The 17,900-nt window shown below is 61.7% G+C and carries 18 protein-coding genes; 14 read left to right on the top strand and 4 right to left on the bottom strand.

Going from position 1 to position 17,900, the window contains the following annotated elements:
- Together OB03_RS08510 and OB03_RS08505 are read left to right on the top strand one after the other, a co-directional pair.
- The coding region (locus OB03_RS08510; protein WP_461343835.1) for a patatin-like phospholipase domain-containing protein at nt 1-838 on the top strand (838 nt) is incomplete at its 5' end.
- A complete protein-coding gene (locus tag OB03_RS08505; protein ID WP_242913259.1) occupies nt 831-1,013 on the top strand; it encodes a DUF4169 family protein in 183 nt (60 codons plus the stop codon). The genes OB03_RS08510 and OB03_RS08505, both read left to right, overlap by 8 nt.
- On the opposite strand, the gene OB03_RS08500 is transcribed toward OB03_RS08505, so the two are convergent.
- On the bottom strand, nt 1,014-1,925 hold the full coding sequence (locus OB03_RS08500) for a DMT family transporter (protein ID WP_461343834.1): 912 nt from the start codon (nt 1,923-1,925) through the stop codon (nt 1,014-1,016).
- A gap of 140 nt (nt 1,926-2,065) precedes the next feature.
- Between OB03_RS08500 and OB03_RS08495 the strand changes: the two genes are divergently transcribed.
- From OB03_RS08495 to OB03_RS08485, 3 genes are all read left to right on the top strand, one after another.
- A complete protein-coding gene (locus tag OB03_RS08495; protein WP_242913257.1) occupies nt 2,066-2,488 on the top strand; it encodes a YbaY family lipoprotein in 423 nt (140 codons plus the stop codon).
- Between the two features lie 4 nt (nt 2,489-2,492).
- Nucleotides 2,493-2,732, top strand: coding sequence for a ribbon-helix-helix domain-containing protein (locus OB03_RS08490; RefSeq protein ID WP_461343833.1), 240 nt, complete (start codon nt 2,493-2,495; stop codon nt 2,730-2,732).
- A gap of 82 nt (nt 2,733-2,814) precedes the next feature.
- Nucleotides 2,815-5,151 carry an ATP-dependent helicase gene (locus tag OB03_RS08485; protein ID WP_461343832.1) on the top strand — a complete coding sequence of 779 codons (2,337 nt, stop codon included), beginning with the start codon at nt 2,815-2,817 and terminating at the stop codon, nt 5,149-5,151.
- A gap of 1 nt (nt 5,152) precedes the next feature.
- On the opposite strand, the gene OB03_RS08480 is transcribed toward OB03_RS08485, so the two are convergent.
- A complete protein-coding gene (locus OB03_RS08480) occupies nt 5,153-5,605 on the bottom strand; it encodes a hypothetical protein (protein WP_461343831.1) in 453 nt (150 codons plus the stop codon).
- Nucleotides 5,606-5,920: 315 nt separating this feature from the next.
- Between OB03_RS08480 and OB03_RS08475 the strand changes: the two genes are divergently transcribed.
- On the top strand, nt 5,921-7,255 hold the full coding sequence (locus OB03_RS08475) for an O-antigen ligase family protein (protein ID WP_461343830.1): 1,335 nt from the start codon (nt 5,921-5,923) through the stop codon (nt 7,253-7,255).
- Here the strand turns inward: OB03_RS08475 and OB03_RS08470 are convergent.
- Entirely contained in the window at nt 7,188-7,508 is a 321-nt protein-coding gene (locus OB03_RS08470) for a hypothetical protein (RefSeq protein WP_461343829.1), read from the bottom strand. The two genes, OB03_RS08475 and OB03_RS08470, sit on opposite strands and share 68 nt — an antisense overlap.
- A gap of 518 nt (nt 7,509-8,026) precedes the next feature.
- On the opposite strand from OB03_RS08470, the gene parE reads away from it, so the two are divergent.
- The 7 genes from parE to OB03_RS08435 all read left to right on the top strand — a co-directional run bounded on the left by parE (nt 8,027) and on the right by OB03_RS08435 (nt 15,381).
- Nucleotides 8,027-10,129: a DNA topoisomerase IV subunit B gene (gene parE / locus OB03_RS08465; RefSeq protein WP_242913251.1), complete on the top strand. Its 2,103-nt coding sequence runs from the start codon at nt 8,027-8,029 to the stop codon at nt 10,127-10,129.
- Between the two features lie 123 nt (nt 10,130-10,252).
- Nucleotides 10,253-11,623 (top strand): class II 3-deoxy-7-phosphoheptulonate synthase, encoded by a 1,371-nt coding sequence (locus OB03_RS08460; RefSeq protein ID WP_242913250.1) that lies wholly within the window; start codon nt 10,253-10,255, stop codon nt 11,621-11,623.
- Nucleotides 11,620-12,192 carry a prephenate dehydratase domain-containing protein gene (locus OB03_RS08455; RefSeq protein WP_242913249.1) on the top strand — a complete coding sequence of 191 codons (573 nt, stop codon included), beginning with the start codon at nt 11,620-11,622 and terminating at the stop codon, nt 12,190-12,192. Before OB03_RS08460 ends, OB03_RS08455 begins: the two co-directional genes overlap by 4 nt.
- Before the next feature lie 284 nt (nt 12,193-12,476).
- On the top strand, nt 12,477-13,238 hold the full coding sequence (locus tag OB03_RS08450; RefSeq protein ID WP_461343828.1) for a chorismate mutase: 762 nt from the start codon (nt 12,477-12,479) through the stop codon (nt 13,236-13,238).
- Between the two features lie 161 nt (nt 13,239-13,399).
- The gene (locus OB03_RS08445) at nt 13,400-14,008 is read left to right on the top strand and encodes an SPOR domain-containing protein (protein ID WP_461343827.1); all 609 of its coding nucleotides are present in this window, start codon (nt 13,400-13,402) and stop codon (nt 14,006-14,008) included.
- A 97-nt stretch (nt 14,009-14,105) separates the two neighbouring features.
- Nucleotides 14,106-14,939 carry a division plane positioning ATPase MipZ gene (locus tag OB03_RS08440; protein WP_461343826.1) on the top strand — a complete coding sequence of 278 codons (834 nt, stop codon included), beginning with the start codon at nt 14,106-14,108 and terminating at the stop codon, nt 14,937-14,939.
- 7 nt (nt 14,940-14,946) lie between these two features.
- Entirely contained in the window at nt 14,947-15,381 is a 435-nt protein-coding gene (locus tag OB03_RS08435) for a J domain-containing protein (protein WP_461343825.1), read from the top strand.
- On the opposite strand, the gene gor is transcribed toward OB03_RS08435, so the two are convergent.
- Nucleotides 15,378-16,757, bottom strand: a complete 1,380-nt coding sequence (gene gor, locus OB03_RS08430; RefSeq protein WP_461343824.1) for a glutathione-disulfide reductase — start codon at nt 16,755-16,757, stop codon at nt 15,378-15,380. The genes OB03_RS08435 and gor overlap by 4 nt on opposite strands.
- Before the next feature lie 195 nt (nt 16,758-16,952).
- Between gor and OB03_RS08425 the strand changes: the two genes are divergently transcribed.
- A complete protein-coding gene (locus OB03_RS08425; protein WP_461343823.1) occupies nt 16,953-17,849 on the top strand; it encodes a hypothetical protein in 897 nt (298 codons plus the stop codon).
- Nucleotides 17,850-17,900 lie beyond the last annotated feature (51 nt).

Below are 17,900 nucleotides of genomic sequence, written 5' to 3'. Positions count from 1 at the left end.
CAGCCTGTTCTCGTCGCGACGCCTACAAGATCTGGTGGATTCCTATGTCTCTTTCGAGCTGATGTCTGCCGTCGCCCGCGAGCATGCCAAAGGCCGTCGCCTGCTGGTGGTAACGACCAATCTCGACACGCAGGAATCCGTCATCTGGGACATGGGCGAAATCGCCCGTCGCGGAGATGAAGAGGCTCGCGAACTGTTCAAGAAGGTCCTCGTCGCCTCGGCCTCTATCCCCGGTGTCTTCCCGCCCGTGCTTCTTCCCGGCCTGTCCGATCAGGGGCAGGTCATGATGGAGATGCACGTCGATGGCGGCGTGAACCTGCCCTACCTGGCGGTGCCCGAGGGCTTGATGCTGTGGACCTCACCGCGTCAGGAAGGCATGCGCGCCGGTGCCATGTATGTGGTCGTCAACGGCCAGACGGGTCGAAACATCGGCACCACACCGGGTCGCCTGACCGGCATTCTGGGCCGGACCTACGACAGTATGAGCAAGGCGTCGCTGCGCACCCATCTGGCTGTAACTGCGGGCTTTGCGCGTCGCAACGGTCTGGAGTTCTCGTTCACCGCCATTCCGGACAACGTGCAGGCCTCGGCCCTGGCTTTCGATCAGGCGTCCATGACGGCTCTGTTCGAGCTTGCTCGCCAACGCGGACGTGATGGATCGGCTTGGCGTCGTCTGGACGAAGACGACCCGTCCAAGGACTTTGTGCCGACGGATGAAGTGTCCGAGCAGGACATTCCCGAAGAGCTGAAAGTCGAAGAGCAACCTGCCAACGACAACAACGCCACCGGCGAAGGTCCGGCCGAAACGCCTACCCTGAAGGCAGCCGACAATGGGTGAAGTCGTCAACCTCAACCGCTTCCGCAAACAGGCCGCGCGCCAACAGGACAAGGCCAAGGCAGAAGCCAACCGCCTTACCTTCGGGCGCACCAAGGTCGAAAAGCTGACGACTGAAAAGGAACGTGCCCAGATCATCAGTCATGTGGACGGCCACAAGCTGACCCCCGACGAGTGATCAGGGTTTGGGCGAGCGGGCGATAAACACCTGCCCCGCCAGCACAAAAACCAGTCCCGCGAAGGCCAAAAGCCCGAAACGTGCACCTTCGAAAATGACCGAGACCAGCATGGCGATGGGCGGTGTCAGCGCGGAAATATAGGCCGCCAGCGCATAACCTTTGCTGCGCGCGAGGCTGAAATAGAGGCCGAACGTCACCACCGACCCCACTAGCGACAGATAGGCCAGCGATAGAATGTAGGACTGGCTCCATTCGATGTGCCAGCTACGACCCGATATCAGCGCATAGGCGGCGAGGATAAGGGTACCATAGGCCATGGCCCATGCGGTGGCAGGCAGAACCGCTGCGCCCGCCCGTTGCCCGCGCCACGCGAACCAGTTCCCCATGGCCGATGCGAACACCGCGATGAAGCCGAAAGCGATACCGGCCGCGACGTCATCGCCAAGCCCTTTGCCCGCAACCTCGCCCCACGACAGGACGGCGACGCCCGCCACACCCATCAGCGCCCCGATCCACGACGCCGCTCCAGCCTTTTGGTTCGAGAGAATGCGGAAAACGCCCAGACTAATGAAAGTCAGCGCCGCAAAGATGATAGCCACCACCGCCGATGCGATGCGCTCTTCGGCCGCATACACAAAGTAGTAGGACAGGGCGAAGGCAAAGGCCCCCTGCCCCACAGCCGCCAGATGCTGTTTGCGGTTCAGACGCAGAGGCTGATTGAACAGCTTCGCGACGATAGCCATGCCGACGGCAGCTATCCCGAACCGCAAAACAACCGAGACGGCCGGGTCGGCCGCACCGAGCTGGAACGTGATGGCGTACCACGTCGTGCCCCACACCACTGCGCAAATTGCGACGCTGCTATAGCCAGCCAGTCCCGCAGAAGACGAAGAAGCAGGCGTGGAGGTCATTGGAAATCCGGTCGGCAATCTGGGGGAAGAGAGAAGCGTCCTTACACCGGTTTGAAAGATCAGAAGATTACAAATCGGGCACCTTACGGGGCGCTGCGCATTTTAAGGTGACGCTGTCATCGCCTGCATATGGAACTCAGATGAAACTCACCGTTCTGGCTGCTGCATCCCTCCTTTCGCTAGCCGCGTGTGCGCCGACCGATATGGCTGGTTCATCGGTGTCGATGGCGACCGAGACGGTCGAGATCAACGCCGCATATCGCGAGCGGATTGCGCTGACGCCCGGCCACGTCCTTCGCGTCAGTGTTCAGGATGTCAGCCTCGCCGACGCGCCCGCCAAGACGTTGAACGAGGTGTCATTGCCTCTGGACGGGCGCTCTCCCCCCTATCGGGTCCACGTGACCGTGCCGTCCAGCGCGATCCAGCCTAACCATCGCTATGCCGCGCGCGCTGAAATTCGTGACAGCGCAGGCAATTTGCGCTTCACCACCGATACGCATCACGGTGTGCTGACCCTGGGCCAGTCAAACGCGGCGACAATCATTATGATCGGGGTCAAGTAAGTCAGTGAGTAACCTAGCCAAACGCTCTGTCCTCCTTTCGGGCCACGCAACGTCAGTAGCGCTGGAACCGGAATTCTGGGCCGTTCTGGATGGCATCGGCGAAGAGCTGAAACTGACCCGCGCGGAGTTATTGATCCGCATCGACGAGTGGCGGGGCCGCCGCCCCTTGGCGTCTGCTTGCCGCGTTCTGGCTCTTCAATGGGCTGCCGGTGATCGCAGCTTTGCCGACGCCAGGGACGACTAAATAAGGTTTCTGGGTTTGCGGGCCTGACTTTGGCCCATGTTCCGCTTATGTTTCACTCACGATTCCGCCGCCCGAGTGAACTGTGACCGATCAACCGCCCGTCCGCATCTCCGACATCGCCCGCCCGCAGCCGCCGCAAGGCGCTGTGAAAGACTATCTGACGGGCCTGAACCCCGAGCAGCGCGAAGCCGTGGAAACGACCGAGGGTCCGGTTCTGGTGCTGGCCGGCGCGGGGACGGGCAAGACACGGGTGCTGACCACGCGCCTCGCCCACATTCTGGCAACAGGCCGTGCGCGTCCGTGGGAGCTGCTGGTCGTCACCTTCACCAACAAGGCCGCGCGCGAGATGCGCGAGCGGATTGGCCATCTGATCGGTGATCAGGCCGAGGGCCTGCGCTGGCTGGGCACCTTCCACTCGGTCGCCGCGCAGATCCTGCGCCGCCATGCCGAACTGGTGGGTCTGCAATCCTCCTTCACCATCCTCGACACCGACGATCAGGAGCGGCTGCTGAAACAGCTTCTTGAGGCGGCCAATGTCGATACCAAAAAGCACACGCCCAAGTCGCTGGCCGCCGCCATCGACCACTGGAAAAACCGTGGCTGGACGCCCGAAAAGCTGCCGCCCAGCGAGGATTTCGCCGAGGGGCGCGGCAAGGCGCTTTACACCGCCTACCAAAACCGCCTGCGCACCCTGAACGCCTGTGACTTCGGCGACCTTCTGCTGCACAACCTGACGATCCTGAGCCAACACGCTGATCTGGCCGAGGAATACCGTCGCCGCTTCAAATACATCCTCGTCGACGAGTATCAGGACACCAACGTCGCCCAGTATCTGTGGCTGCGCCTGCTGACGTCTTCTACCGGCAACGTCTGCTGCGTGGGCGATGACGACCAGTCCATCTATGGCTGGCGCGGCGCAGAGGTCGACAACATCCTGCGCTTCGAGAAGGACTTCCCCGGTGCCAAAGTGATCCGTCTGGAGCAGAACTATCGCTCAACGGTGCATATCCTCGGGGCCGCCGGTGCGCTAATCGCGGCCAATAAGGAGCGCCTCGGCAAACAGCTTTGGACCGAGGACGAGAGCGGCGACAAGGTTCGCGTGCGCGGGTTCTGGGACGGTGACGCCGAGGCCCGTATGATCGCCGAGGAGGTCGAGGACGCCCGCCGTCGCGGCATCCCCTATCGCGACATCGCCGTGCTGGTGCGCGCTTCCTTCCAGATGCGGGCGTTTGAAGAGCGCTTCGTCATGCTGGCCATTCCTTACAAGGTGATTGGCGGTCCGCGCTTCTTCGAACGCGCCGAAATCCGCGATGCCCACGCCTATTTGCGGCTGCTGCAGTCCGAAAATGACGATCTGGCCTTCGAGCGCATCGTCAATGTGCCCAAGCGTGGGGTCGGCGACACCTCGGTCCAGAAGATCCTGCACATCGGCCGCGAGAATGGCGTTTCGGCCATGCAGGCCGTGCGCCATCTGATACTCAACGATGAGCTGCCGGGCCGCACCCGCACGCCGCTGACCAATTTCGTGCGCGACCTCGACCGCTGGCGCGACCTGCTGAAGATGGGCACTCCGCACTGGCAGGTGATGGAAACCGTTCTGGAAGAGAGCGGCTATACCGACATGCAAAAGGCCGACCGCACCAGCGGCCAGACCCGCCTCGATAACCTCAAGGAACTGGTGCAATCCATGCAGCAGTTCGACACGCTGCAAGCCTATCTGGAGCACGTGTCGCTGGTGATGGACCTCGAGCGTAACGCTGACGAGGAAAACAGTGACGGCGCGGTTCAGATCATGACTCTGCACGGGGCCAAGGGGCTGGAGTTTCCGCTGGTCTTCCTGCCCGGCTGGGAAGAAGGCGTCTTCCCCAGCCAGCGCAGCATCGATGAAAAGGGCCTGAAGGGCCTCGAGGAAGAGCGCCGTCTGGCCTATGTCGGCGTCACCCGCGCCAAGCGCGACGCCCGCATCAGCTTTGCCGCCAACCGCATGGTCTATGGCCGTTGGACCACCCAGCTGCCGAGCCGTTTTGTGGACGAACTGCCCATCGAACACGTCGAGGTCGCCTCCGACACCGGCTACTACGGCGCATCGCAAGGCATGAAGGACGCCCGCAGCCGCTGGGACGATGCCCCGACCTTCTCCGGCAGCTATGGCTCGCCCGGGTGGAAGCGCGGTCAGGCCAATGCCGCCAGCGCCTCTAGCCAGCCCGCCTATGCCCGCCGCGCCGTCATCGAGGGCGAAGGCAAGCTGATCGCCACCGCCGATCCCAAGTCCGGCAATGGCATGAAGCGAGGCGACCGCGTCTTCCACCAGAAGTTCGGCTATGGCTCGGTCAAGGCCACCGAAGGCAACAAACTGATCGTCAGCTTCGACAAGGCCGGCGAGAAAAAAGTCATCGACACCTTCGTAGAGAAGGCCTGATTTACCCCGCGATTTTAGCCCTCAACGGGGCCAGAATCTCTGGAGACTTACCCAAATACTTCATGGCGGCCCTCCACGGCCCCGCCACCTCCGCAGACAACCAAGGTCTGTAATCTCGGTGGTCGTCTGTCAGTTGGGCGAACACCGCCAAGGCAAATGCCCAACTCGGCGGTGACAGATACCCCGAACGTTTGCTGGACCAGCCTTGGGAGAAGGCGTCGCCGTGCTGGCTGAAACTGAACGCTGCATTGGCACCAAACAGTCCTAGGTCCGTATAGGCTACGGTCAGGTCCGTGATGAGTTCGTGGGTTTCTTCGTCCAGATCATTCTCGTGCGCCAAAAGATAGTGCGCTAGTTCGTGCGCCAGCGTCGCGACCAGTTCCACCGGCCGATCTAGCAGGTCTGGCGCATAGGTGATGATGACCTCTCCGCCTTCCTCGATACGGAATGCCATTAGGGTCATCTCCGCCTGCCACAGCGACAAACTCGGCGACCCTGTGGCCTGCGATAAGATAAGACTGATCCTCTAACGTACAGGGCCCATCCTCGATGTGCATGATCCGCTTAACACAGTCGAATACGTGCAAGGCGCGCGCATGCCCGGTGGCATCCGACGCCGGAAAAAAAATCAGCGTTTGCCAGAACGAGCGGCGTCGACTTTAAAGGAACTTCAGAGGCGAAATGATCGATTAGCCAGGCCCATGTTTCAAGGTGCCACGCTTCAACATCCGCATCGAGAAATGGCCTAGACCCGAACAATCGCCCCAACATGACCCACCCCTCATTCGCCGCATCCCAAACGATTACGCAAATGGTGAATAGCCATTCCGTACAAGATACGTCGATCAGCAATATTCCAGCATGGGAACAAGGCGCGGCCTTCTATGTGCTGATAATGCTGACAGGGGCGCTGATCGGGCCGATCTTGGCACCCGATCAGGTCGAGAACACTGCGCTTCGCCTGTTCTGGTTGCCCAGTTATGCGGTGACGGTAGGGCTTTGTCTGTTGCGTTGGCGCGATCTGGTGCGGGTTTGGCCGGCGGCCATGTTGGTCGCTCTGATGGCCTTGCTGGCCTTTGCGTCGCGCTATTGGTCCATTGATCCGGAGACGACCCAGCGTCGATTTATCGCCTTGTCAGTGAACAGCGCCTTCGCTGTCTATCTGGGGGCGCGATATCGCGGTGCCGCCCTGCCCCGCCTGTTGGCGATGGCGGGCCTGTGGATGGGCGGATTGTCGGTGCTGTTCGTCATCTTCCTTCCGCACATCGGTGTGCACCACGGTGTGAATGACGGCCTGTGGCGGGGTATCTGGTACGAGAAGAACCAGATGGGGCTGGTGATGGTGGCCTGTGCCGTCGGAGCTGCATCATGGCTGGCGGCTGGGAGTGATCGCCCCAAACTGGCCATCAGTACGCTGGTGCTGTGCTCTGGGCTGGCACTGGCGACGGCCTCCAAGACGTCTTTGGTCTGCCTGATGCTGGGTGTCGGCGTCGTGACCGCATTAGCGGTGATGCGGCGGGGCGGGCCCGTGTTGGGTATCATCGCCGTCTGGTGCGGGCTCGTGGTTGCCGGCGTCGGGTGGTGGATTTGGACAACGGATTCCGCTGCTATTCTAGCCTTGCTGGGCAAGGACCCGACCCTGACCGGTCGCACCGAGATCTGGGAGGCCGTGGCCAAGGCCTCCGCGCAGCATCCCGCCTTGGGTTATGGTTACAACGCCTTCTGGGGCAAGGAATCCGTGCCTGCCAACTGGATACGCCACAGCACCGGATGGGACGTCCCGTCCGCCCACCACGGGTGGCTGGACATCCTGCTAGAACTGGGCTGGACCGGTGCCATTTTCACGGGCGCAGTCACGGCCCTCACTGGGCTAATCCACGTTGTGCGGGCTGGTAGGTCTGGGAAGAACGAAGGTTGGTGGTCTCTGGCCTATCTGGGCATCTTCGTCCTATTGAGCCTGTCGGAGAGTGTGGTGATGACGGCCCAGAACCTGCCGTGGGTGCTCTGCCTTGCCGCGCTGGCCCGCGCGTTTGACCCTACCGAGGCAAGCGTGACCGAACTTGCTTCACCACCCAACCTGCCGTCATCAGGCCGATCACGGTAACAACGCCCGTCAGGGCAATTGCTCCATTCGAATAATCCGCCAGAAAGCCTGTGAGCAGCGGATGATCAGCGCGGGTCGCGTCGTCGAAAATCCACCATATGTCACCGCGCCGTATGTTGTTGCTGGTCCGCACCATCGTGCCACCCAGCGCCGACCCCATAAGCGGGCGCACCACGCCGTTAAGCAGAAACACAACCCCCACCGGCACGAAGAATGACAGCACCCAGTAATCAAAGATCGGCTTATCGCGCATGGCCTAAAGTGCTCCCCCGTCGGAGGGAAAACTCCCGGGGTGCTTAAGGGTGCCTCGCCTTTAACCGGTTTGCCAGCCAACCTCCTGACAGCAGAATGGCGATCAGGGCAAAGCAACCAATCCCGATCAGCCCGTCAGAAAGCGACAGGAATCCAGTCAACCAAGGATGATCCGCGCGTATTGCATTATCAAACACCCACCAACGATCGTTGCCTCTGGTGGAGCCACCCCGACTGACAAGCTCGCCGCCCAGTCGGGTCGCTAGCGAGGGGCGCACAATAGCGTTCAACATGACGGCGGCGACAAACGGACCGTAGATGGCCCAAGCCCGGTAGTCTTTGAACGGGTTATATCTAAAGCCTTGCTTGCTGTCGTCTCGTCGGGTCATGGGATGCCTAACCCGCAACCGCCCAAAGAGTGCCTTGCCCACTGTTGTGGACCAATAATCCACCCCCGCTTGCACCACAGGTGCCTATCGTCCTAGGTGACCTCGTTCCGAATCACCGCAGACTGAGTTCATGGACCTTTTTTCCCAGTTGAATGACGATCAGCCCGAGCCGAAGCCCGAGCCGAAAAAGGAAGCTCCGGTTGCGGTAAAGGCGGCTGCGCCTGCCCCTGTCCCTGCCGCTCCGGTTGCGAAGGCCCCTGTGGCTGCGCCCGCTTCGGCAGGTGCCACCAGCGCGGCTCAGGCCACCGGCTATTCGGCAGAGTCGATCGAAGTTCTGGAAGGTCTTGAGCCTGTCCGTAAGCGCCCCGGTATGTACATCGGTGGCACCGACGAACGTGCCCTGCACCACCTGTTCGCCGAAGTGCTCGACAACGCGATGGACGAAGCCGTCGCCAAGCACGCCAAGCTGATCACGGTCGATCTGGACGCCGACGGCTTCCTGTCGGTTCGCGACGACGGCCGCGGTATCCCTGTTGACCCACACCCGAAGTATCCGGGCAAGTCGGCGCTGGAAGTGGTCATGAGCGTGCTGCACTCGGGCGGCAAGTTCTCCGGCAAGGCCTATGAGACGTCCGGCGGTCTGCACGGCGTGGGCGTTTCGGTCGTGAACGCCCTGTCGACCAACCTCGATGTCACCGTCTGGCGTGACGGCTTTGAATGGCGTCAGTCGTTCAGCCGCGGCCACGTGCTTGGCCCAATCGAGCAAGTCGGCCCGTCGAAGAAAAAAGGCACCCGCATCCGCTTCAAACCGGATGAAGAGATTTTCGGCGCAGGCGCGGCCTTCAAGCCCGCTCGCCTGTTCCGCATGGCCCGCGCCAAGGCCTATCTGTTCCGTGGCGTCGAGATCAAATGGACCTGTGCACCTGAACGCATCACCGATCAGACGCCTGCGTCTGCGACCCTGCACTTCCCCGGTGGTCTGGCCGATGCACTGGCCGAGCGCGTGGGCGAGATAGAGACTGTTACGCCCGTCTTCGCTGGCCGCGTAGAGCGTAAGGGCGAGGCTGGCGCGCTGGAATGGGCCGTCACATGGTCGCCCATCGGCTTCGGTGATGCCGACAGCTTCGTCGCCTCCTACTGTAATACGGTTTCCACGCCTGACGGCGGCACCCACGAAGCGGGCTTCCGCGCCGCTCTGGTGAAGGGCCTCAAGGCCTATGGTGAACTGACCAACGAGAAACGCGCCGCCCAGATCACCGCCGAAGACGTGATCGCCAACGCCGGCGCGCTGATCTCTATCTTCATTCGCAATCCGGAGTTCCAGGGCCAGACCAAGGACCGTCTGTCCTCGCCGGAAGGTGCGAGACTGGCCGAGCAACTGCTGCGCGACCCGTTCGACCTGTGGCTGACGGAAAGCCCGAAACAGGCCAACACCCTGTTGAACTTCGTCATCGACCGCGCCGAAGATCGTCTGCGCCGACGCAAGGACAAGGAAGTCCAGCGCGCCGCGGCTACCCGTAAGCTGCGCCTGCCCGGCAAGCTGGCCGACTGCTCGCGTCAGGCCGCCGAAGGCACCGAACTGTTCATCGTAGAAGGTGACTCGGCAGGCGGTTCGGCCAAACAGGCCCGTGACCGTACAACCCAGGCCATTCTGCCGCTGCGCGGTAAGATCCTGAACGTGGCCTCTGCTACAGCGGACAAACTGCGCGCCAACGTCGAACTGACCGATCTGATGCTGGCACTCGGCGTTCAAGGGGGCACCCGCTTCAGCGTCGATGACCTGCGCTATGAGCGCGTCGTCATCATGACCGACGCTGACGTCGACGGCGCGCACATTGCCGCCCTGCTGATTACCTTCTTCTACCGCTCGATGCCGGACCTGATCCGTCAGGGCCGACTGTTTATGGCTTTGCCGCCGCTGTACCGCATTTCGGCAGGCCCGCTGTCCGAGTACGCCCGCGACGACGCCCACCGCGACGAACTCATCGCGACTGTCTTCAAGGGCAAGAAGTTCGAAATCGGCCGCTTCAAAGGCTTGGGCGAGATGATGGCGTCCCAGCTCAAAGAAACGACGATGGACCCGAAGAAGCGCACGCTGGCTCGTGTCTCCTTGCCCGAAAGCGAAGAAGAGATCGAAGATCTGGTCGAACGCCTGATGGGCCGCAAGGCCGAGGCGCGCTACCAGTTCATTCAGGAGAATGCCCAGTTCGCCCAAGACGTCCTCGACGTCTAAGCACGGCCATATTCCACCGCAAAACACGGAGCCGCCCCTATCGGGGCGGCTCTTTTTATTCCGCATCGCACAATTGTGGGCATTTTCATTGTTCTAAGCAGGCGAAACGCTTATTCTATGGAAATGACTAAGCGCTGGACCCCAGATTCCTGGAGACAAATGCCCGCCCTGCATATGCCGGCGGATTATCCTGACGCGGCCGAACTGGCCCGCGTTGAAGACGAACTTCGGGCTATGCCGCCCCTCGTCTTTGCGGGCGAAGCGCGTCGTCTTACCCAGCAACTTGCTCAGGTTGAGGCCGGTAATGCCTTCCTGCTGCAAGGCGGCGACTGCGCCGAAAGCTTCAAAGAATTCTCGGCGGACAACATCCGCGATACCTTCCGTCTGATCCTTCAGATGGCGGTCGTGCTGACGTTCGCGGGCCGCAAGCCCGTGGTGAAGGTGGGCCGTATCGCAGGTCAGTTCGCCAAGCCCCGATCCTCGCCCATCGAGGAAATCGGTGGCGTTGAACTGCCGTCCTATCGTGGCGACATCATCAACGGCATGGGCTTCACGCCGGAAGAGCGTATTCCGGACCCTCAGCGTCTGCTGAAGGCCTATCACCAGTCGTCGGCCACACTGAACCTGCTGCGGGCGTTTGCGGGCGGCGGCTATGCCGACCTGTACAACATCCACAAGTGGACGCTGGGCTTTGCCGATAACGGTGCGGGCGCTGCGTACCGTGAACTGGCGGACAAGATCACCGAGGCATTGGCCTTCATGGAAGCGGTTGGCGTTACGCCACAGACGCATCCTGACCTGTCGCGCGTCGAGGTCTTCACCAGCCACGAAGCCTTGTTGCTAAACCTCGAAACCGCTCTGACCCGCGTCGACAGCGGTTCGGGCGAATGGTTCGACACCTCGGCCCACATGCTGTGGATCGGCGAGCGCACCCGTCAGTTGGATGGTGCCCACGTCGAGTTCATGAAGGGGATCTCGAACCCCATCGGCGTGAAGTGCGGCCCGACCATGACGTCAGAAGACCTGCTTCCGCTGATCGACGCGCTGAACCCGAACAATATTCCGGGCCGTCTGACGCTCATTGGCCGTTTTGGCCATGACAAGGTCGGCGACCGCCTGCCTGCGCTGATGCGTGCGGTGAAGGCCGAGGGCAAGCGCGTGATCTGGTCCATCGACCCGATGCACGGCAACACCCTCAAGGCCGCCAACGGCTATAAGACGCGTCCGTTCGACCGCGTCATGGGTGAAGTCCGCAGCTTCATCGACGTGGCCGAGGCCGAGGGTGTCCACCCCGGCGGCGTCCACCTCGAAATGACCGGCCAGAACGTCACCGAATGCCTCGGCGGTGCCCAGCCGGTTACCGAAGATGACCTGTCCAGCCGCTATCACACCCATTGCGATCCGCGTCTCAACGCCGATCAGGCACTCGAACTGGCCTTCCTGGTCGCCGAGCGCCTGAAAGATGGACGTCAGGCCCAGTCCAAAGCCGCATGACCGACACGACCGAAGACGTCCGCCCGGCCCGCATCTCTTATCAGGGCGCGCCGGGTGCCTTCAGCCATGAGGCCTGCCTCGACCTGCGTCCTTGGGACGTTCCTGTGGCGTTCGAAACCTTCGAGGGCGCGATCGACGCTGTCTTAACCGGCGACTGCGATCTGGCCTTGATCCCGCTGGAGAACACCACAGTCGGCACGGTCGAACCTGCGGCCACGCTCGTCGAGGAAGCAGGGCTTGAACCGCTGTCCGAGGCATGGCGTCCGATCCGGCACGCGCTTCTGGCCCTGCCCTCGGCGCGACTGTCGGATATCAAAACCGCTGAGAGCCACCCCATCGCGCTGCAGCAATGCACCCAGAGCCTGAAGGCGCTGCGCATTGAACCTTTGGTGGTGTTCGACACCGCTGGTGCGGCCCGCGACGTTGCAGAAGCAGGCGATCTCACCCGCGCTGCTGTGGCTCCGGCCCGTGCGGCAGAGGTTTATGGCCTGCAGATTTTGCGCAACGATCTTCAGGATTTCAGCGACAATCGCACACGCTTTGTCCTTTTAGGACCCCCCAAGGGTTGACCACGCACAAACTTTGCGTGTTTAAGAACCCGTCGGATCAACATTGATCCAGAAACCGGACCCGAAAATGTCGTCTTCGAACGCACAATTCGTCCTTGAAACCGCTTCGTACGAAGTGGCCGGTTTCTATTATGGCTTTAGCTTTTACGGCTTTCGATACGCCGGCTGAGGCGTTGGGACACCCCGTTTCCTGACAGCTTCTCCGGCGACCGTCTCTGACCAGAGCGGCATTGCGCCCTTGCGCGTTTTCTCTCCATCGAAAAACCGAATTCAAAGCTAGTGCCATGACCACCACCCTGCAAAAATCCCTGCCCGTCGAGGTGACCGAGTTGACTGCCGAGCAACAGGCCCTGTCGGCCCTCCGCGCTGAAATCGACAGCATCGACGACCAGATCCTCGAACTGTTCGAGCGTCGTCTTGCGATTGCAGCCCAAGTCGGCAAGGCCAAGGACGCCCCGACCGGACCGCACACCAAGCTGCGCCCCGACCGCGAGCAGGCCGTGCTGGGCCGCCTTGTAGGCAACGCCCAGCCGGAAAATAAAGAAGCCGTCGGTGCCCTTTGGCGCGAGATCGTCGGCTGGGGTCTAGCCCGTCAGGGCCGTCTGCAGGTTCAGGTCTATGCTCCGGTAGATGGTGCCCGCGCCATGGATGCCGCCCGCACCCGCTTCGGTGCCGCTGCCGATATCCGTGTCGTTTACAGCGCCGAGACCGCCCTGCAACACGCGGCCGAGGGTAATGGCGTGTCGGTTCTGGCCATCAACGGCGACGAGCCTTGGTGGATTGGCCTGCGCAAAGAATGGTCGATGCTCAGCGTCTTCGAGGGTCTGGGCGGTCGCGACAACCCGACTGCGCTGGCTGTCGGCAAGATCGATCCGCCTGCCTTGCCGACGGGTCGCCGCGTGACGGTCACTGCTGGTGGCGACGCGGGCGATGGCTCCGGCGCACGCCGCTGGGGCCTGAACACCCATCACGGCTGGACCTTGGCCCTGACCGAAGCAGACCTCAGCGTCGGTGACGCCGAAGGCTGCGTCGGCGCAGTCATCTAACAAGAGTTTTTATCGCGTTAACCACGCCGCAAGATTGCGCAGCGACAGTGGGGACCATGAGAGCTGTATTCTTGCGTCCCCTTGTCTGCCTGACTGCGGTCTCCGCCTGCCTATCGGCATGCGACAACTCTGGTCAAAGCAGCACGTCGACCTATCAGGCGATGGCCGAACATGTGTCGTCCATTCCGCTCTCGCCCAAGGATGTCGGCAACGACAGCCTGAGTACACCCACGCTGTTACCTCTCAACGAGGCTCCCGCCGCGCATCGCCCGGCCCGGCCTCTGCGCGTCGAACTGATGTCCCCGCATCAGTTGTGGGACCTGCGCGATGGCCCGCTTAAAGTGCCGTCTATCGAGGTGGCAGAGGGTACGACCAAGGCTGTCTTGGTGTCCGACAACTCCGGCCAAGCCCCCGTCGTCGTCTTGAGCACCGACGCCTCGTCCCCAATCCCTGTCGCCCCCACGCCCCCCGCAACGACACCTGCGACCGGATCAGGTGCCGCCTTCCGCACGGTCCAACTGGGGGCCTACAGCAGTGAACAGGCGGCCCGCTCGGCGTGGGACCGCCTGAACACCGGTACCAATGCCGCCACCCTGCGAGGCCTTGCCCCCCAGTTCGAGCCGACCGAAGTTGGCGGTCGCCAACTTGTGCGTTTGCGCGTGTCTGCCCGCGAAGATCGGGTACAAAACCTTTGCCAATCCGTGGCCTCGGCTGATCCCTGGTGCGCCCGCGCGGTCACGACTGCGGACGCATCCACAATCTTCCATTAAGCTTTCATTGACGATTTGGGCGTGTGGCGTGATCTTCCCGCCATAATGCAGGGCCCTCGCTATTGAGTCGCGCCCGTCCTGAAAGTGGGTTCTCACAATGGCGCAGCCTCTGGTCATCGTCATCGGCAATGAAAAAGGCGGAGCGGGTAAGTCGACCCTCGCCATCCATATTGCCACGGGCCTGCTCCACGCGGGCAAGAAGGTCGCCATCATCGATCTCGACCTTCGCCAGCGTTCGATGGAGCGCTTCTTTGCCAACCGCAAAGTCTGGCTGGCCGCTAACGGGCATGAACTGCCCCAGCCTTATGTGCCGGACATGGGCGACGGCAAGGCTCTGGCCAAGGCCGAACCGGCCGAGCAGATTGCCAAGTTCGAGGCCGCCTTTGCGGACGCCGTTCCCAATGCCGAAGTCATTCTTATCGACACTCCCGGCGGCGACACGACCCTGTCGCGCGTGGCGCACGCCCGTGCGGACCAGATCGTCACTCCGATGAACGACAGCTTCGTCGACTTTGACCTGTTGGGTCAGGTCGATCCCGTCACGCTCGAGCTGCAAAAGCCGTCGATCTATTCGGAAAGCGTCTGGGAAGCCCGCAAGCAACGCGCCATCGAGCAAGGCCGTCAGGCCACCATCGATTGGCTGGTTGTCACCAACCGTCTGCAAGGCGTGCACGCGCGCAACCGCGACCGTCTGGAAGAGCGTATGGGTAAGCTGGCCAAGCGCGTGGGCTTCCGCGTCGGCCCCGGACTGCGCGAACGCGTGATCTATCGCGAGTTGTTCCCATTCGGCCTGACGGTTGCCGACCTGTCCGACGACATCAAGCCAGTATCGATCACCATGTCGCACATCTCGGCGCGGCAAGAGCTGCGCGGCTTGCTGGCCGACATGGGCCTCGAAGACAACGGTGCGCCGCTGATCGAAGCGGCATAAACGCGGTATGCTTTTAATCGGGCTGGGCCTAGCGGCCGTGGCGCTGTGGGTTCTTGTCCGGCTAGGCAAGCAGACTGAAAAAGCCCGTCGCGGTCATTGGCGGATATCGGCAACCCTATTGGGCGGCGTCTGCTTTGCAGGTGCCGTCCTTAGCGTTGCGCGCAACTCATACTGGGTTGCAGCGGCGCTGGCTCTGGCCGGCGGTTATCTGGTGGTCCAGTCGCGGATCAGGACGGCCCCGCCCCGACCCTCAAATCCGAACCCGTCATCCCGGATGAGCAAGAGCGAAGCCCGCGCCATCTTGGGTGTCGGTCCGGACGCGAGCCCACAGGACATCCAAGCCGCCTGGAAGCGCCTGATGGCAAGAACCCACCCCGATCAGGGTGGGTCCGAGGAATTGGCCGCGCGTGTTAACGCGGCCCGCGATCGCCTGCTCGATTAGGGCAGCTGCTCGACGACGCGCTTTTCCTTCAACAGCACAAGCTCTTCTGCCGCCGTCGGGTGAACGGCGCAGGTCTCGTCCCACTGTTGCTTGGTAAGGCCCGCTTTCACCGCGATACCGGCCAGCTGGATCATTTCCGGTGCATCGTCACCCACAATGTGACAGCCGACGACCTTCTGGGTGGTGGCATCCACCACCAGCTTCATCAGCATGCGATGCTCTGCGCCATAGAAGGCGTATTTCATCGGACGGAAGTTGGCAACGTAGATATCGACCTCGCCCGGGCAGACTTTGCGTGCCTCGGCCTCGGTCAGTCCAACAGTGCCGACCGGCGGCTGGCTGAAGACAGCCGTCGCGATATTGGTGTGATCCACGGTCTGCGGGTTATTCTTGTACACCGTCTCGTGGAAGGCCACGGCTTCGCGGATGGCAACCGGCGTCAGGTTCACGCGATCGGTCACATCGCCCACGGCCCAGATGTTGTCCGCCGTCGTTTGCGAATATTCGTCGACCTTGATCGCGCCCTTGTCGTTCAACGCCACGCCAGCGTTTTCCAGGCCCAGATCCTTCACATAGGGCACTCGACCGGTGGCGAACATCACCACATCGGTTTCCAACTCCATGCCGTTGCTGAGGCGATTGAGGAGACCGGTTTCGGTTTTCTCGATCGCCGTGTGCTCGGCGCTCAGGACGACCTTGATGCCGTGACGCTCGATTTCACGCGTCAGATGGGCGCTGACGTCGTCATCGAACCCGCGAAGGATGCCCGGACCGCGATAAACAAGCGTGGTCTCCACGCCCAAGCCCGCAAAGATGCCTGCGAACTCCACAGCGATGTAGCCACCGCCCACCACCACGATACGCTTGGGCAGTTCCGGCAGATGGAAGGCCTCTTCCGAGGTGATGGTCAGGTCGGAGCCCGGGAAGGTCGGTACAAACGGGCGGCCACCAACGGCGATCAAAATACGCTCTGCGGTGACCGTCTGGCCCGTGCCCACGATTTCTACAGTGTGTTTGTCCTTTAGGACCGCACGGCCGTTGATGACCTCGACGCCCGCCTTGGACAGGTTGGCGTTATAGAGGCCCGACAGGCGCGCAATCTCGGTTTCCTTGGTGTCGCGGAATTTGGGCCAGTCGAAGCTGGCGTTCTCGATGGTCCAGCCAAAGCCCTCGGCCACCTCGATCTGGTGGGTGATGTCCGACGCCATGACCATGAACTTCTTGGGCACACACCCACGGATCACGCAGGTACCACCGACCCGATACTCTTCGGCGACAGCGACCTTCTTGCCTCCCATGGCCGTAAGGCGGGCTGCTCGCACGCCCCCCGAACCTGCACCGATCACGAACAGGTCGTAGTCATAGGATTTGGACATAGAAGGCTCCACAAAGTTGTCGGGCGTTATTTAATGCGCCTGACGCCCATTCGCGAGTGCTGGGCCTCACGAAATCGGGACTTGCAACAATCCGATTATACATAACACTGTTGTGTGCAGTCTGAGTGTCATCACACCATTGCAGATTGGGATCCGATACAAATGTTGCTAGCGTCAATCGCAATGTCAGCAGCCATGCTGTCACCGACCTTGGGCGTGGGCCAGGAGGCTCCTGCGACAGCGGCCGCCGAGGCTCCCATCCGGCTGGAAGATTTGGCCGTGCAGGGCACACGGCGTCGCCCGTTGATTGACCGCTTCGTAGCCAACGTCGCGCAGCCCTCGACGAACCGTCAGGTTGCACGCTGGCACCGGGGGGATCAGTTTTGCGTCGGCGTAATGAATATGCCGCAGGCAACATCCCAATATGTCGCGGACAGAATTGGCGACGTCGCCAGAGGCCTTGAACTACGGGTCGGTGCACCCGGCTGTACACCCAATGTGTTTATGATTGCGGCGGACCAATCGAACGCTGGAAATGAATGGCTGCGCACGAACCTGCGCCCCGTTTTGATGAGAAACGAAAGCGGGACGACAGCCGGACGTAGAGCCTACGACAGGTTCGTCGAAAATCCCGCGCCGGTTCGCTGGTGGCACATTTCGTACGTGACCTCTATCCACAACGACACAGGCATACCAGGCGATCCGATTATCGATCGGGCGCTGCAAGGAGTGCGCAAATCCCACCAAACGGCATCCCGCATTCTCACGGGTGACGCAGATTATCTCCGTACGGTCTTTATTGTGTTTGATCCCACCCGGCTCACCCACCTGACCACGAACCAACTCGCCGACTATCTGGCATTCCTGAGCCTCGCCCAGGTCAACACCGAAGCAGACACCGAGGCTTATGACTCTATCCTGAACGTCGTGGCACACCCCAATGAAGTCGCCGGGCTCACGGATTGGGACAAGGCCTACCTGCAGGGTCTCTACTCGGCGCAACGCACCCAACGCATAGCGGGTGCCGCGAGGGACGAGATCGCGAACTCTATCGAGCGACAGGCCCGTTTGATGGCGGCCACTGTTGAATAAGACAAAGGGCGACGGCATGACCGTCGCCCTTAATCTTGCATACGGCAGAAC

This window comes from Brevundimonas sp. GN22 (assembly GCF_054824005.1).
This window is presented reverse-complemented; position numbering and strand designations above follow the sequence as displayed.